Annotated in this window: 14 protein-coding genes; 12 read left to right on the top strand and 2 right to left on the bottom strand. The window is 42.5% G+C overall.

Features of this window, described 5'->3' with window-relative positions; genetic code table 11:
* The first annotated feature begins 27 nt into the window (after positions 1-27).
* The 5 genes from MHI15_RS19465 (at position 28) to MHI15_RS19445 (ending at position 5,233) form a co-directional block, all read left to right on the top strand.
* Positions 28-1,662: a histidine kinase gene (locus MHI15_RS19465; RefSeq protein WP_339281659.1), complete on the top strand. Its 1,635-nt coding sequence runs from the start codon at positions 28-30 to the stop codon at positions 1,660-1,662.
* Positions 1,637-2,419 (top strand): response regulator transcription factor, encoded by a 783-nt coding sequence (locus tag MHI15_RS19460; RefSeq protein ID WP_076128491.1) that lies wholly within the window; start codon positions 1,637-1,639, stop codon positions 2,417-2,419. The genes MHI15_RS19465 and MHI15_RS19460 overlap by 26 nt, the downstream gene beginning before the upstream one ends.
* A 565-nt stretch (positions 2,420-2,984) precedes the next feature.
* On the top strand, positions 2,985-3,134 hold the full coding sequence (scfA, locus tag MHI15_RS19455; protein WP_076098734.1) for a six-cysteine ranthipeptide SCIFF: 150 nt from the start codon (positions 2,985-2,987) through the stop codon (positions 3,132-3,134).
* 122 nt (positions 3,135-3,256) lie between these two features.
* A complete protein-coding gene (scfB, locus tag MHI15_RS19450) occupies positions 3,257-4,651 on the top strand; it encodes a thioether cross-link-forming SCIFF peptide maturase (RefSeq protein ID WP_341164734.1) in 1,395 nt (464 codons plus the stop codon).
* Between the two features lie 354 nt (positions 4,652-5,005).
* Complete coding sequence (locus MHI15_RS19445) at positions 5,006-5,233, top strand: hypothetical protein (RefSeq protein ID WP_341164733.1); 228 nt, start codon at positions 5,006-5,008, stop codon at positions 5,231-5,233.
* A gap of 445 nt (positions 5,234-5,678) precedes the next feature.
* Here the strand turns inward: MHI15_RS19445 and MHI15_RS19440 are convergent, their stop codons facing one another.
* Together MHI15_RS19440 and MHI15_RS19435 are read right to left on the bottom strand one after the other, a co-directional pair.
* On the bottom strand, positions 5,679-7,328 hold the full coding sequence (locus tag MHI15_RS19440) for a DUF2075 domain-containing protein (protein ID WP_341164732.1): 1,650 nt from the start codon (positions 7,326-7,328) through the stop codon (positions 5,679-5,681).
* A 167-nt stretch (positions 7,329-7,495) separates the two neighbouring features.
* Complete coding sequence (locus MHI15_RS19435; protein WP_076128498.1) at positions 7,496-7,840, bottom strand: helix-turn-helix domain-containing protein; 345 nt, start codon at positions 7,838-7,840, stop codon at positions 7,496-7,498.
* Between the two features lie 178 nt (positions 7,841-8,018).
* Here MHI15_RS19435 and MHI15_RS19430 point away from each other — a divergent pair, with 178 nt between their 5' ends.
* From MHI15_RS19430 to MHI15_RS19400, 7 genes are all read left to right on the top strand, one after another.
* On the top strand, positions 8,019-8,657 hold the full coding sequence (locus MHI15_RS19430; RefSeq protein WP_076128501.1) for a hypothetical protein: 639 nt from the start codon (positions 8,019-8,021) through the stop codon (positions 8,655-8,657).
* A 178-nt stretch (positions 8,658-8,835) separates the two neighbouring features.
* Positions 8,836-9,168 carry a nucleotide pyrophosphohydrolase gene (locus MHI15_RS19425; protein ID WP_076128503.1) on the top strand — a complete coding sequence of 111 codons (333 nt, stop codon included), beginning with the start codon at positions 8,836-8,838 and terminating at the stop codon, positions 9,166-9,168.
* Between the two features lie 218 nt (positions 9,169-9,386).
* On the top strand, positions 9,387-10,100 hold the full coding sequence (locus MHI15_RS19420; RefSeq protein WP_076128508.1) for a restriction endonuclease: 714 nt from the start codon (positions 9,387-9,389) through the stop codon (positions 10,098-10,100).
* Between the two features lie 135 nt (positions 10,101-10,235).
* On the top strand, positions 10,236-12,473 hold the full coding sequence (locus tag MHI15_RS19415) for an MrcB family domain-containing protein (protein WP_341164731.1): 2,238 nt from the start codon (positions 10,236-10,238) through the stop codon (positions 12,471-12,473).
* Positions 12,445-14,859: a restriction endonuclease-like protein gene (locus MHI15_RS19410; RefSeq protein ID WP_341164730.1), complete on the top strand. Its 2,415-nt coding sequence runs from the start codon at positions 12,445-12,447 to the stop codon at positions 14,857-14,859. Before MHI15_RS19415 ends, MHI15_RS19410 begins: the two co-directional genes overlap by 29 nt.
* 263 nt (positions 14,860-15,122) lie before the next feature.
* A complete protein-coding gene (locus tag MHI15_RS19405) occupies positions 15,123-15,932 on the top strand; it encodes an ABC transporter ATP-binding protein (protein ID WP_081387204.1) in 810 nt (269 codons plus the stop codon).
* Positions 15,933-16,022: 90 nt separating this feature from the next.
* Positions 16,023-16,778, top strand: coding sequence for an ABC transporter permease (locus MHI15_RS19400; protein WP_370510809.1), 756 nt, complete (start codon positions 16,023-16,025; stop codon positions 16,776-16,778).
* Positions 16,779-16,856: the final 78 nt, after the last annotated feature.

Genomic DNA, 16,856 nt, shown 5'->3' with positions numbered 1-16,856 from the left:
CGGATATTGTGAAGGGCTATGATTACAATGAAATCAATTCACTTAAAAATTACGTTAATCGCAGGAGGCTGCTTCTTGCTGCTGTTCGTTGCATTGCTTGTAACAATATATTTGGAGATGAACCATACGGTTGTCCCTTTGAATAAGAACTTAACGCAGCAAGTGGTTACTGCACGCAGCGACCAGATTGATTATTGGTTTAATCAGCGCATTGGAGAGATAGACATGCTTGCTTCTCTAGCTTCGGACCATCAGTGGACACGAGATGAATTGCTACAAGAGTTCGATAAGTTCGAGGCGAAGAAGAAAGTAGAGTACGAATCCATACGCGTGGTGGATATTCACGGAAATTCCTGGTCAGCAAGGGACAAGCCTTTTTCGATACTAAACCGACCCTACTATCGAAAACTGCTGAATTCAGATTCCAATTATGTGGTAAGCAATCCGATCGTATCCAAAGCGAATGCAGCCGAAATCGTCGTCATTCTTTATCGCGTGAATCCATCGGTGAATGATGAGGTAGCTTATATTGCCGCAGCCGTCTCCGTCAAGAAGATGAGGGAGATTGCTCAAGATGTAATGCTATATGACCAGTCAGGCCAGCTTATCGTCGATTGCAGAGAGCTGGGTGAAGAAGATGGAGCGGAGGATACAGCAGATAAGAAGAACATGAGTGTATTTGAGGCTCCAATTCAAAATGTGGAAGGCTGGAAGTTAGTACTCAAAGTACCGAATTCAAGTCTATCGTTAGCGGTGATCAAAACCCAGCGGACTGCATTGCTGGTAGGCGTTCTTATCGGTAGTGCGTTTATCGTCTTTCTGGTGCTGCTTGCTTCTTCCATTATTCGTCCAATTCAGTCGCTTCGCCAGGTAATGGAAAATGTGCAGAACGGCAACCAAACCATACGAGCAGATGTTACGCGCTCGGATGAGATCGGCGATCTTGGACGAAGCTTCAATGACATGCTTGTTCAATTATACGCTGTGGAGCAGGACCGAAAGGAGATGGAACTCAGACTGATTCATGAGCAGATCAAGCCGCACTTTTTATACAACACATTGGATACGATCCAGTGGATGGCAACGGAACATGGAGCAGACAATGTGGTGGAGATGGTGGAAGCGCTTAGCGCGTATTTCCGATTAGGGCTTGGCACAGGCAGTCCATACATTCTGCTTGATCAGGAGTTGTACCATGTCGAGAGTTATCTTCATATTCAAGGTGTGCGATATGAGGAGATTCTGGACTACGAGCTTCGATATGATGAAAAGCTTGCTCAGTGCCAAGTCGTTCGCTTCATACTGCAGCCTTTGGTGGAAAATGCGATTTATCACGGGATTAAGCCACTTGGGGATCAAAAGTGCAAAATTTCGATTACAGCATATAAACAGGCCGATTATTTGGTCATTAAGGTTGAAAATAATGGGGTTATGATTCCGGAAGAGAAGCTTGAGCAGATAAATCAAGCCCTTCTTGATGATACATATGATCGTTCTGCCACAGGCTTTGGGCTATACAGTGTAAACCATCGCATTCGACTAGCTTACGGAGTGCCATATGGCCTTGCAGTGAAGAGCGAAGATGGCATTACCGTTATGGTCATTCGAATACCTTTGGACGGGGAGTGGAATGAAGATGTGGAAGATTGTCATCGTCGATGATGAAACGATCATTCGCAAAGGCTTGCGACAATACATTGAGGAGAGTCCGTATCTTTTTGAGGTTGCAGGAGAAGCGAAAAGTGCAAACGAAGCATTGAATATGGTGGAGGAAGCCCCACCACATGTATGTCTTGTGGACATCAACATGCCGAATATGAATGGGCTCGATCTGATGAATATATTGCGCGAACGCTGCCCGTCGGTTCTGGTTGTCATCATCAGCGGGTACGATAACTTTGAATATGCGCGTCAAGCCGTGCAACTGCAAGCATTCGATTATGTATTGAAACCTGTGCCGAAGAGTGATCTGAACAAGCTGCTTCATCGGATCGATGAGCATCTTCAGGTAAAATATCCTTTGCATTCACATGAAGACAGGGTGGATAAGGAGCGGGAGCTTCCCGGGTATACAGGGGATGGAACAGTGCTTATCCAAAAAGTGACCGAGTATATTGACAGTCATTATCAGGATCCGGAGCTGTCTATTACTCGAGTAGCAGCACTATTTCATATCAACCAAACCTATCTTAGTAAGCGTATGAAGCAAGAAATCGGTGCTTCATTCCTTGACTATGTCACCGAGCTTCGGATATCGAAGGCGAAGGAGATTCTGGATGACGTAATGCCGAATATCAAAATCGGGGATCTGGCCGTGAAGGTAGGGTATAAGAGCCAGTACTATTTTAGTCGTGTGTTCAAAAATAGAGTCGGCTCAAGCCCCTTAGAGTACAAAAAGCATCCGTTCGGTTATGGATAGGAGGGCCATTCTCGTCCCTCTGCAGCACGCCATAGATGCTATGCTCGGAGCCGCCTTCTATCAAAACGGTTGGATTTTAAACATGAGCGAGAAGATGAAGTTAAAGCATCCAATTGTGCAATATTTTTATGAACTAAGGCGTCAAGAGCAGATAAACTGTCTGGAAGTGTCTTAGGGCTCCTCATATAAGTTTGTTCACATTGTCCACCCACGCATGTGGAGAGTGTCGCTCTACTGGTAAGGAAGGATACAGTGCTATGAAATCCTTATATTTATTGGACTTTACGGACAAGTATGAGAAAAAATGTTGTTAAAGAGATGGCATCATTGCTGTCTCTTTTTTGTTTCACTTTTTTAGCATTGCTCTGACTCTGGTTCCCGCTGCCGCATCCTACGATTACAAGCATGAAAGACTGCACGAAAATTAGTGTTGATGCTTATGTTTAACCCCTCTCTGCTCTGCTAGGTGACAGGCATCATAGACGTACCTGCGTGATGTTGCTACGATGTTCCATGGAAATTAAGTGAAAGTGATCACAAGAAATTACAGAAGGAGTCATTTATCGTGAAAAGAATCGTAACACTGAGCACCCGCAAACTGATGGATACCGCAAAACACGGCGGATGCGGCGCATGCCAGACCTCTTGCCAGTCCGCTTGTAAAACTTCCTGCGGCGTTGCAAACCAGAAGTGTGAAAATGCAATGAACAGATAGGATTCGGAATTTTACCGCCCATTGCTCTGCTGATGGGCGGCTATTTTTAAGAAATGGATACTATCCCTAAAGGATGGCGAAGCCGTTTCTACTTGTGTGCAAAAGGAGCTTGATTAGTAAGTATGATTCATCAATATAAACTAAACGGATACAATATCGTGCTCGATACCTATAGTGGCTCGGTGCATGTTGTTGATGACCTAGCATATGAAATTATAGCGGATTATGAGAAAACTTCTGTCGATCAAATCGTGACAACAATGTTGGATAAATATAAAGATGATTCCAGCATTTCCGAGAGCGACATTCGAGAAACCATCGTGGATATCGAGGAGCTTATAAATGATGGACAGCTTTTTACAAAAGATGAGTATGAGAACCTCTCGCTCGATTTAAAAAAACGAAAAACTTATGTCAAGGCACTCTGCCTCAATGTTGCGCATACCTGTAATTTGTCATGTGACTATTGCTTCGCTAGTCAGGGGAAATACAACGGAGATCGAGCAATCATGAGCTATGAGGTTGGACAAAAAGCTATCGATTATCTGCTTGAAAACTCAGGTCATCATCGAAACCTGGACATTGACTTTTTCGGCGGGGAACCACTTTTAGCCTGGAAAGTGGTTAAACAGATCGTAGCTTATGCAAGAAGCAAAGAACAAGAATACAAAAAGAAGTTCCGCTTCACCTTCACGACGAACGGGATGCTGCTGAACGATGAGGTCACCGAGTTTTTAAATCAGGAAATGTACAATGTCGTATTAAGCCTGGATGGAAGAAAAGAGGTTCATGACCGGCTTCGCCAAACGGTTAACGGAAAAGGCAGCTATGATCATATTCTTCCGAAGTTCCAGGAATTCGTTCGTAAGCGCGGAGACCAAGAGTACTATGTACGAGGAACTTACACTCGTAACAATGTCGATTTCACCAACGATATATTTCATATCGCAGACCTTGGTTTTGACAAAATTTCGATGGAACCGGTCATCTGTGATCCAAAGGAGCCCTATGCACTTACCGAGGAGGACCTGCCGGAGATATACAACCAGTACGAAATTCTCGCGAAGGAAATGATCGGTCGCGGTGAACAAGGCAAGGGTTTTACCTTTTATCACTACATGCTAGACCTCTCGGAAGGACCTTGCATCCAGAAGAGAATCACTGGCTGTGGGTCAGGAACCGAATATCTTGCCGTCACCCCTTGGGGAGAGCTTTTTCCTTGCCACCAGTTCGTAGGGGATGAAGAGTATAGCATGGGGAACCTCTGGGATGGCATCACAAAACCTGAGCTGCAATGTCAATTCCAAGAGAGCAACTGCTACTCGAAGCCGGAATGCAAGGACTGCTGGGCTAAACTCTACTGCAGCGGTGGTTGTCCAGCCAATGCACTGCACGCGACGGGTTCCCTGGTCGGAACCTATGATTTCAGCTGTGACGTCTTCCGCAAAAGAGTCGAATGTTCCATGATGGTGAAGGTGGATGAATCTATTAGAGCGATGGAAGAGCAACCTAACTAATTAAAATAACGAATGAATACACGATAACCGAGAAATAGACACTTATAAATGAAGTGACTTTTCTCGGTTTTTGTATGAATTTAGAGAAGGAAAACCGTAAAACGAGCGAGACTACCGGTTTCTGCATTTGAGAACGAGATAAAAATGAACGGGTGTTTGGAGGATATGAATCATGAGGGTTAAAATATTTCTTATCGTGACTATATTGTCTGCCTGTTTGGTTGGATGTAGTAATGGAACAGTATTTAAAGATCAAAATGATGGAATTGCAAAGAATATCCCTACGATTGAACCATCAATGGAGATGATCTTATTCCAAGTAATACATCTGAACCTTTTGTAGGAAGTAAGGATTTGGATAGTGAAACTGAGAAGTTCTTCTATGGAACTTGGAAAGTTGAAAACCTTTTAGGATTTGCAAATTCTTACAATGATGCTTCGGAATATCCAACAGGGCAAAACGTTATTGGTGATGAAATTTTAATCAAAAAAGATTCCTTTTTATCAAAAGGGTTTGAACACTATCCTGTTTATCAATATCAGCTAGAAGCTCCACTCTATAACATTACAGAAGTACACTAAAATAATGACTCTTCTTATAGAGTTTATAAAATGGATATGCCGAGTTTAAGCATGAATGATGAAGTAAAAGTATTAAGTATCTCCGACTCTTCTACAGGACTTGCTATACCCCTAAGTTTTTTGGATCTGAATAATGACAGACTTATCTTGATATTAGAGGCAACACAATTTGAACTGAAAAGAGTCATGAAGTAAAGGTTATACCAATTGGTTAACGGTGAGCGACCCTCGACAGAACCATTCAGCATTGTTTCACCTGAGGCGTTAATTCTAATAGAGAATGTTCTGAATGATAAGTTTTTAGTGAAAAAATTGAACCATGGTTTTCTGATAATTAGAAGGACAATGGCGTGCAATTTGAATGATGTGGATTAATGATCGATGAAATAGGCAATAAAAGATGTAGTTAGAGAAGTGAAGTGAGAGAGAAGGTTATTGCAGACTCCTAAGAGTCTGCATCGGGACGGCATGATAATAATCTTGCTCTTAGCTTTGGGTCGGTAGCATAAATATAGAGTCCATGGATGCCACGTTTCATTAAAACATTGAGCGAATTCAATATGATCTCTTCTTTAATCTGTTTTATTTTCTCATTGGCGAAATCAGTTCGTGAGGTAAAGGCACCTACGTCCTTGTACTTAGTGACGTCAATTAGAATTTGATCTGTTTTCTCATCGTATCTAATGGATGGGCCAAGGATTACACCAACATAATTCAAGTCAAAACCCTGGATCGTATAAATAGAACCTACTTCTTGAATAGTATGAACTTCTTCGGCCCAAGTAGTATTGTTTCTCGTTATATTCCACGGCATTTTCAGCCCATCAGCTTCTACGTAGTATATCTCCCCATCCTTTTTATGTTCATAATCAAAGGTAGATACCATTCTGGATAAACCGAATTCCTGATTCTTGTCTTCAATCGCTTTCTTTAATTTATGTATGTCACTGAAGATTTGTAGATCATATGCATTATTGCTTACTGTAGGAATCTTGACAAGCTTCTTAGAAAGAAAACTGTCGATCCAATTTATGATTTCTGGACCTGCATCCATTCGAAATTGGTCGGTTAACAGGAATTTTTTGGTGTGATATTTTTCTGTTATTTCATTTAGCATTTGTTTATTCCAATAACTTTTAATCTTGAGAACCTGCCTCGGATCAAAGATTACAATAGTTACAGCACTTCTTTTAATGATCTCCTCCAATTGATTCGCATACCGGAAGTTGTTATAAGAGTCTTCTTTAGTTAAGAGTAAGTGTGCTTCATCTACTAATACAATATTAGCTGGTTTGGTATTTGGATCAACTGTTTTGTTTATGAAAGATGTTGGTTTCAAAAAGTTTTTCTTTTTCAAATTAGGGAGACTCTTAGCTATACTTTGATAGGTTTTTAACATTTCGCTATGATTTACCAATAAGTAATTATTTGTACCATTCAAATTGGAGCTATCATCGTTAGCATAATCTTGAATAGTGTTAAATAGAGAACTTAATAATACACTTTTGCCTGTGCCTGCGTTGCCTTCAATTAATAGTACGTGAGGAGTAGTTTTTTTAGCGTGCTTTTTGCAAAACTCGATAACCGAATTTTTTACTTCTAGTTGCTGTTCCGAGAGCTCTCTATACGGAGAAAGCTTATACGTATCCTTATTTCTTAAGTTCTCAAGTGTCTGCTCTACAATATGTTCTTGCTTCAACCTTTCCCATATTTGCATGAATATTTCTTGGTTGTAATATTCCTTTTGGTAATAATTGTGCATCTGGGTTTTTACTGTTTGGCTTACATTTTGGAGTTTGAATTGATTTTCAGCAATAAAATAATTAATTAGATTGGTCTCGATGTTATAAGTAGCAGATTGATGAAACCTCTCGTCCCCAATAATTATTGTTTGATTATGGATTTTGCGTTGTGGATTTTTAAGGTGCTCATTTAGTCGTCTCTTCACGTGAACAGTTTGTCCAATATAAGCTTGGGACAACTTTTGATTATAAAGAATATAGATGACTGGATGGTTGATTAAATAATCTGCTTGGATGTGATCAGAATCCCATTTATTAAAGCCTATTTTCTCAAAAACAAGTTCTCTCGCCATTTTAGTCTCCTGCATGATTGGATTTTCATAGAGATTGAATACAAAGCTTCGATGTTCCAATATTTGCAATCAACTCCAAAATACTAAAGCCATTTTTAGACTTTTACAGAAAAAAACGTTTATGTATGAAGGGAAAATAACAAAGATAACCTAAAAGAGCTAGTGCACTATTTTAGGACCCCGCTTACCTCTTTTACAATCCTCATCATAGCCTCAATTTGCTTAATACTTAAGCCGCTCACAGCAACCATATACTCATCAACTGCCGCTTGTTGAGCAGCTTCAACCTCATTTTGTTTATCGTAATTCTGAAAAAACTCACTTGGCTGAACCTTTAAGGCTATCACAATTTTCTCAAGTGAATCTATGGAAAAGTTTCGTTCTCCTCGTTCTACTGACCCTATATAAGCATCATCCAGATTTGATAACTCCGCAAGTTTTTGTTGGGTTAAGCCCTTTGATTTCCGAATATCCCTTACTCTATCTCCAACCAAGTTGCGTAACTTTGTCATTATTATTCACCTCTCCTAAAGGGTAGGAGAGTAAAGGTATAAATAGCAGGGATTCATAGGCGGTAAAATTTATTGAAAAAACTGCTTATGAGTAGTATATTTTATTTATTCTACTACTTGCATATGAATCGAGAAAGAAGCTTTTTCTGGAAAAACCCTTTATAAGGAGGTTATACTTATGCACCTCTCAATTCTTAAGTCCTTCAACCCAGATTTTCTTGTCGAAATGCTGGAAACTGCGCACTATTTCGAACAGTGGAACAAGTTGCTATACACTGCAGATATTTTGCATAGCTATGCCCAGCGTATTTATGAAGAGCGGTTGTACTGTAAAGCGATGGGGACAACGATCCCCTTAGTTAAGATGCAACGCCCTCTTGTTTATTATTTTGGTTTCAGTCAACAGATGCGGGGAGTTGCATATCAGCATCTGGGGGATTACGAGCAGGCCAGGGATAGTATTTATAGATATGTAGAACTTGGGTGGTTAGAGGACTTAGGAACGGAGGGGCAAGAAATTGCTTGTAAATTTCGACATTTGGCAAAAGTGAATTTATATGCTGTAGAGATTTTATCTGGAAAAATAGAACTCTTGGATGAGTATGTTCGCTTTCTTCATACCTATCCAAAGGGATTGCTTGATGGGTTGGTTGTGATTATGAAAACTGCAATTTGTTATGGATTGAACGTGGACGAGCATTTGAACAACTTAACTGATGATATAAGTGAAATCAAATCAGTACAGGATAATACCACGCAGTTGAAGTACAGAAGGTTTTGTTATCTAGTGAATCTATATAATATGCGGAAGGTTTAATAGAGTTGTCTACCTTATTTAGTTTGACTATTCCTGGTCTCCATAATATTCTTAATTAAGAAGCATATAACAAGGCCAAAGCGTGGCCATGAGTGACCATTCAGAGGCGAATCCTAGGTAAAGGGAGAACTGCCTCTTTTTGCGTTCTTTACTTATTTATCATGACAGGAGCACACAGATGAGAGAAGAGCTTTTAAAACAAATCTTGGCCTTTCGAGACAATAGGAACTGGGAACAGTTCCACAATCCGAAGGATTTGGCGATTTCGTTGAGTATTGAAGCGTCTGAATTGCTAGAAATCTTTCAGTGGAAGTCTTCCGAGGAAGCAGTTCAGTCCAAAAAGGAACAGATCGCCGATGAAATTGCAGATGTACTAGTGTACGCAGTGTACTTAGCACAGTCATTAGAGCTAGACCTTGAAGATATAATACTCGCTAAGCTGAAGAAGAATGAAGCCAAGTATCCAATTGAAAAGGCGTTTGGGAAGAAAGAAAAATATACTGATTTATAGGGAGCATACATGATCATTTGCAGCAGCTGTGCACTAGCTTTCCAGGAGAAAGTTGATAGCAACCAGCCAACAGTGGAAATTGAGAATGCATTTATCAAATGGGGATGCGGCTCAGTGCCGGGAAAGAAAAGCCTAAAATTGAGAGTACCTGGAAGGTCAACTCAAGCGAGTAATGGCATAGCCAACGTAATTATACTAATGAATCAGAGGAGTATTTAATGCCATCAATTATTGGATTTATAGTAGCTATCATCGTTTTATCCATCTTGTCCGGACTAATACAAGGAAATAAGAGAAAAAAACGTAGTTCAGTCAAACGGAAAACACCTGTAAAGAAAAGTACTGCCACTGCCTTTAACCGTTCCTCGACAACGTGTAGACCTGATGAATTGCTCTTAAAAGCGCCTCTAGATCAAATTAACGGTGCTGAGTTTGAAAGATTGCTGTCTTTATATTTTCGGGATCAAGGCTATATCGTCAAAGAAGTAGGAGTAGGTGGCAAAGATGGGGGTGTAGACTTGGTTATTATCGATAAGCGCGGAGAGAAAACCGCGGTGCAAGCCAAGTGTTATGCTGAACACAACAAAGTGCAGGTTATGACGGTTCGTGAATTGGTAGGTGCTAAAAGAAACCATGACTGCATCTTGTCTCTGCTTATCACCACTTCTGATCTTACGGTGGATGCAAAACGGGAGGCAGAGCAATTTAAAGTCGATTACTGGCATGGAGCTCTAATCGAGAACAAGCTTCGAGCCTGGGGAAAATGGCAGCCTACAAAAGGCAAATTAAAGCCTAAAAAAGCTAGTAGTAGCAAAGTCAAAGCCGCAACCTGCGCATGCGGGGCACAAATGGTTCAGCGTAAAAGTAAGGAGGGCACAACTTTCTGGGGCTGTAGTAATTATCCAAGCTGTCGTAAGACAAAGGCTATGTAAACCCAGTGAATCATATCTCAAACAATTGTATAAGTGAGAGAAAGCTAATTATATATTGTTGTCCGACCAAAGATTCGCAAACTTCATGTAAAAAAATATGACTACTAGAATCGTTAACTAGTCTTGGAGGTCAACATGCCATTACCGGAATCAGTCACGCAGATTTTCAAGCGTAAGCAAAAATCATACAAAATGGTCCTCATCCTATCCTTAATTGAAGAGCTGAGAGCAACCAATCTGGAGCGCGTTTCGTTCGATCACGTTAAGGATCGGTTTCTTGAATACTTTATAGCTGAACAGGAAAGAGGAAATCGGGTGGATCAGCCACCAGGACGGGAGCTATGGAAGGATGCACCTAAAAGCCAGCTTAAAGATATTATTAACAGTCCAGTTAATGCGCTCTCGCATATTTTGTTTGTGAACTCGGAAGATAACACCATAGGATTTCATAGCCAGCTTCGAAGCCAGCTAGGGGAAGAGGGGCTTTTGCAATTGGAAAGTCTGGCCTATAACGAACTGGGTTCTTATAACGGCGCTTTGCAGCATTTCTCTTTGCAAGGTTATCTGGAGAAGATCATGGCGGAGTACACTTCTGCCAAAAAAGAAACCTTTGCAAGTCATGCACTAGGTACGTTATTTCGTCAGACACTTCCTTCTGAGCTCAAAGCGTTACCATTCTTAGATGATCAATATAAAATTCAAGGTTCTGTTGGTCAAGGGAATTGGGCAACAGTTCCTTGGCTTGCAATACTGGATAAGCGGATCACGGAAACGACTCAGCGTGGGGAGTATGTTGTGTATCTGTTTGCTGAGGATATGAGTGCTGTCTATCTTACTTTTAACCAAGGAGTGACGGCGCCTATTCAAGAGAAGGGGCGTAGAGATGGCTATGCCTATCTGCGAACTCGAACACAAGAAATACAAGGGCTCCTTTCACTGAACCATATGAATAAGGATGATAATATTCACCTGGTAGACAGCGGTCTAGGTCAAGATTATCAGGTGTCTACTGTCGCTTACATCAAGTATGAAAGAGGAGCCGTTCCGAATGACGAGCAACTAATTCAAGATCTCGAGAATGTGATGGAAGATTACCGTCTATATGTGGACACTGTGACTTCTACAGGTAATGTAGCTGATAATGAGGAAGTGGAAGTAGTGACACAAGAAGCTGATCTGCTGAAGGATGAACAAGTAACAGGTATGCTCCACCAAATCCAATCCCACATCCGTCGCAAAGGTTTCTTCTTCCCTGAGCACCTTATCGAGAATTTTTACCTCTCGCTAAAGACTAAGCCTTTTGTCATCCTGGCGGGGATATCGGGAACAGGGAAGACTCGGTTGGTGAAGCTGTTTGCAGAAGCTCTTGGTGCAACGGGGACTAACGGACAGTTTACCTTGATCCCAGTGCGGCCGGATTGGAGTGATCCTGCGGATCTGCTGGGGTACAAGGATCTTTCGGGCAGGTTCAAACCGGGTCCGCTTACGGAAGTATTAGTAGAGGCGCGGAAGCAGGAGAATGGACATAAACCATATTTTATCTGTTTGGATGAGATGAATCTGGCGCGGGTAGAGCATTATTTCAGTGATCTGCTAAGTGTGCTGGAAACACAGGACTGGCAGGAGGGTAAGATCCAGACACAGGATCTCATATCTTCTACCATGCTGGATACGCCTGAGGATCAAGGGAAGTTTGGCAGCCTCGGTATCCCGGAGAATGTGTTCTTGATCGGGACTGTGAACATGGACGAAACGACACATCCTTTTAGCAAAAAGGTACTGGACCGAGCTAACACACTGGAGTTCAATTACATCAATCTGCAGCAGTACCCGGACATGAGTGAGCAGGAAGAGACGGACCCCGCTGATCTTGCCGAACTGAATCATCTTTTTCTGCGCTCCGATTATTTGCAGCTAGTGGATGCCTATGATGCCAATAAAGAGCTAGTTGTCCGGACGACAGAGAGATTGGTTAAGATCAATGCTCTGCTTGAGGATGTCCATGCTCATGTAGGTTTCCGGGTACGCGATGCGATTTGCTTCTATATGATCTATAACGAACGGTACAAGCTGATGAATGAGGAAGAAGCTTTTGACTGGCAACTGCTGCAAAAGATACTGCCGCGCATTCAAGGGAGCCATTCTTCGGTTCGCCGGGTATTGTTGAACTTGATGAAAGGGGCTCTTGGTACAGGATCTGGTGTGACGGTAAATATTGAAGATCTTATGGACAATGATGCTTCTCCACTCTACCTGAGATGGGCTGCTGGACAAACTCCCCCTACAGCCAAACATCCACAAAGTGCGCGTAAATTGGCTTTTATGCTTAGGAGGCTGGAAGAAGATGGATTCACCTCATACTGGCTCTCTTAATCAGGCGGTAGAATTGCTCCGTGTAGAAACGGAGCTTTTTACGCTTTTTCTTCAAGGAAGGCCATATCATCCTACTGTGGAGACCTTGCAGCTTCATCGTTCTTCTAGTCAGGAGTGGGTAAATGCTCAGTTTGGGATTACATGCTCCGAACGGCTTGGTAATGTTCAGATTAAAGTGTTTTCTCCTGAAGCTCACGGGATGGTGGACTGGCAGCCGGGGGAGTCTGTTTTTCCTTGTTTTTATGAGACACAGTCGTATGAGCTGGTGATCCAGAGGAAGACCGCTGCTAACCTCTCTTTTTATCATGAAAATGTGCTGCTTCGGCAGGCAATTAAGCCCCTAGGTGAGTCTATTCTTGCGGGTGTGCTGAACTTTGGGAATGAGGTCGGTTTGACGGAATGGGAGATCCGCAGTTCGGGACAGGCTTTGCTGCGGGTAGAGATGGAGATCTTCCCCTCTAAAATGGATTACAAGCTGGATTACCAGAATATTTTAAATGAAGTGAATGAGCAGATTTATAACTTGGCTTTTGATTTTTTGCGCAAAACCTACCAACTAACAGGCTTGCGGGAGACGCAGCATCAGAGCCTGACGGAGTTTTTCACCATACTTCAGCATGTGTTTAGACAGCTCTTGGATGCCGTTGAGCGGATTAACAAGAATCCCAATTACGCTCTGCTTCAGGACCGCCGACTAGTGGATGCCAACCGGGTCAAAAAGGCAGGAAGAGAGAACATCCGCGAGCTCGCGAAGCATCCCGAACGATTAAGAGAAGACATGAACCATGGATTCTTGACCATCGGCAGCCGAAATTACACAGCCACACATTTAATGGAGACACGAAGACGCCTCGCCTATGATACTAATGAGAACCGGTTCATCCGCTGGATGCTGGAACGCATTCATGGAAAGCTGAAAGAGCTCAAGGGTCGCTGGAAGATTAAAAACCGAACCCCAGATCCATTACTTATAAAAAGGTTAGACACCATGCTCACTCAACTAGAGCGGGTGCTCAAGATGGATTTTTTGCGTGAGGCTGGAGTACTGAGGCAGATGTCCGTTACACTGGTGCTGCAGATGGCCCCTGGATACCGCGAAGTCTACCGCTGTTATCTCATGCTGCTCAAAGGCTTGTCGATCCAAGGTGATCTGCTGCGCCTGTCTATGAAGGATGTCGCGCAGCTCTATGAATACTGGTGCTTCCTCAAGTTGAATCAGCTTCTGGGTCAGAAGTATAAGCTGGTGAAGCAGGATATTATTAAGGTGAATCGGAATGGTATTTTTGTTACCCTTGACCGCTCGCAGAGCGCTAAGATGGTGTACGAGAATCCAGTTAACGGAGAGCAGTTCATCCTGTATTATAATGCGATTCCTAACTCGGATAAGGCACCGACGCTCAATCAGCGTCCGGATAATGTGCTGACACTGAAGAAGAAGGATGCTGGCAAAATCAAAGAGTATAAGTATGTTTTTGATGCGAAATACCGATTAAATCCGGCTTATGAAGGGACTTCCTATCACCGCACTTATAGGCAGCCTGGTCCTGAAGAGGATGACATCAACACCATGCACCGTTATCGGGATGCCATTGTGTATCAGGAGAAGGGATCGGAAGAATATGAGCGAAGCATGTTTGGCGCCTATGTGTTATTCCCCTACCCGGATGAGGAGCGGTATAAGACCCACCGATTCTATAAAAGCATCGAGCTATTGAACATTGGCGCTTTGCCATTCCTACCGAATTCTACGAGCCTAGTTGAGCGATTCTTGGAAGAGATTATTCAGGATAGTCCGGAAAAAGCTTATGAACGCTCGACTCGTCCGCGCGGCACGAAAGAATACTATGCCAACCAACTCGCGGGCAAAAATGTGCTTGTTGGTTCTGTCCGGGGACCCGAACAAGTGGAGGTGGCGCTGGGGAAAGCTTTTTATCATATGCCGTTAAGGAATCTTGCAAATCAGAAGATCCTAACGCAAATTGAATACGTAGCGATGTGCCAATCCCGCAAAAAGTTCATTGATCCTGCAAAAACGGGGATTCACTGGGTAGGGAAAGTAGCGGATTGGAAGGTGCTGCGGCGTAATGAGATTAAAGAGGTTCCTTGTCGCCCGGGTACTGAAGAAGATCTGTATGTACGATTTACGGTCGAGGAATGGAAAGCAATTACGTCTCCTATCATGCTAGGTGGTCAAAGAATACAAACGGTGCTCTATACGAGTAAATATATTCTGGATCGTGCCTTGGAAATCGCGGAGCTTCGCTTAGAAACGGAGGGAGATCTTCGTGAATGGCGTGAGAAACGCCGAAGGGGCAGAGTGAAGGTGAAGTTGGATCATGAGCAGTATGTGGACTTGGGAAAGGTTGTTGAAGTTCGGAATATTTAAGGTTAGTGAACATGAAGTAAGGTTTGTTTAGTTAATTCCATAATTATGAATTTATTGTTGACAACCCCAGCGGATTAAAATATAGTAATCCCATCAGATTAATACAAATTATTGATGTTTAAATTTTAGTGATTGTGAGTACGAAACGGAATATGCTGACTGGTTCCACCAGAGGCTCAGGGGACAAACGCTAGTCGTTGTCATCTGAGCCTTTTTGGTGAACAATCACTTTCCCGTAATAATAACTAAAAGAGGTGAAGTCAATGGCTGCTGCTGAAAAAATCAGATTTGAGAGTGTCACCAAAACGTTCAGTGTCCGAGATTCTAAGCAAAAGGAGGGAACGCAGCAATTCACGGCGGTAAAAGAGTTGGACTTTTCCGTAAGAAAAGGTGAATTCATAACGATAGTGGGGCCAAGCGGGTGCGGTAAGTCAACTTTGCTTGATTTGATTAGTGGTTTATCATCCCCCACACAGGGTCGCATTTTAATAGATGGTCACCCAATAACAGGTCCAGGGCTTGATCGAGGTATTGTGTTTCAGCAGTATGCTTTATTTCCTTGGAAGACGGCGCGTGGCAATATTGAATTTGGGTTAGAGGCAAAGGGGATTCCGAAGCATGAACGTAGCGAGCAGGTTGGGCATTTTCTTTCGTTAGTTGGGCTTAGTGATTTCGGAGACCGTTATCCACATGAGCTTTCCGGAGGGATGAAGCAGCGTGTAGCCATTGCCAGAAGTCTTGCCTTTAACCCGGACGTCTTGTTAATGGATGAGCCTTTTGCCGCACTGGACGCCCAAACACGTGAATCCCTGCAAAGTGAGCTTTTACGGATTTGGCAGAAGACCCAAAAAACCATCATATTTATTACGCATGGCATTGATGAGGCCGTTTATCTTGGGGAGCGGGTAGTCGTCCTGACACCAGGGCCCGGGACGGTGAGGAAGATTGTAGATATTCCGCTTCAATCACGATTGGAAGATGCGGATATTCGCTCACATCCTGATTTTGTGAAGGCTCGACATGAGGTATGGGGTTATTTGCATGAACCTGAATACAAAGGTGCATATATTTAATCTATAAAGGGGGGGATTCCCATCGAATCCGTTAAGTCTGTTCATTCAACGTTACAGCTAAAGAAACGAAATCCTATTTCTTTTTCCGGCGTGCTTAAGGTGTTCAAACAGTCCATTGTCTTAGTCTTATTGTTCTTACTATGGGAAGTCGCACCACGGACCGGCTTAGTTGACGCAGCATTTTTCCCGCCTATTTCTGAGGTAATCACCGCCTTATGGAATTTGATAGCTTCAGGTGAGCTATTCACTCATTTCTTAGCGAGTATCATTCGCTCGTTCAGTGGATTTGCATTAGCGTTAGTGATTGCGATCCCATTAGGTTTATTAATTGGCTGGTATCCCTTAGCTAGGGAGCTATTAAATCCAGTGTTGGAATTGTTCCGAAATACAGCTGCGCTCGCTTTACTTCCGGTATTTATGCTGCTGTTAGGGATTGGTGAAACCTCTAAGATTACAATCGTCTTATTTGCTTGCACATGGCCTATTCTTCTAAACACGATTGCTGCTGTAGGTAACGTCGATCCCTTACTTATTAAAGCGGCTAAATCCATGAATATTAAGTCGTTCAAATTATTTCTGAAGGTCATTTTGCCGGCATCCGTGCCAACTATTTTTACAGGGATTCGAATGGCAGGAACAGGGGCGATATTAGTATTGATTGCGGCAGAAATGGTAGGTGCAAAAGAAGGCTTAGGCTATTTAATCACTTATTCTCAATATAACTTTCAGATCCCTCAAATGTACGCCGGTATATTAACCATTGCTTTGTTGGGTTTGCTAATCAACCAAGGCTTGACCATGCTTGAGCGTAAATTTTCTAAATGGAAGCAACCGGTGAATGAATAGAAGGATGATTTTGAATGATATTTTTTTGGAATAATACCAACTAAACAAATTGAATTAATTGTACTTAAAACAATCTAA

It is taken from the genome of Paenibacillus sp. FSL H7-0918 (assembly GCF_038007025.1).
GTDB classification, from domain to species: domain Bacteria; phylum Bacillota; class Bacilli; order Paenibacillales; family Paenibacillaceae; genus Paenibacillus_AQ; species Paenibacillus_AQ odorifer.
This window is presented reverse-complemented; position numbering and strand designations above follow the sequence as displayed.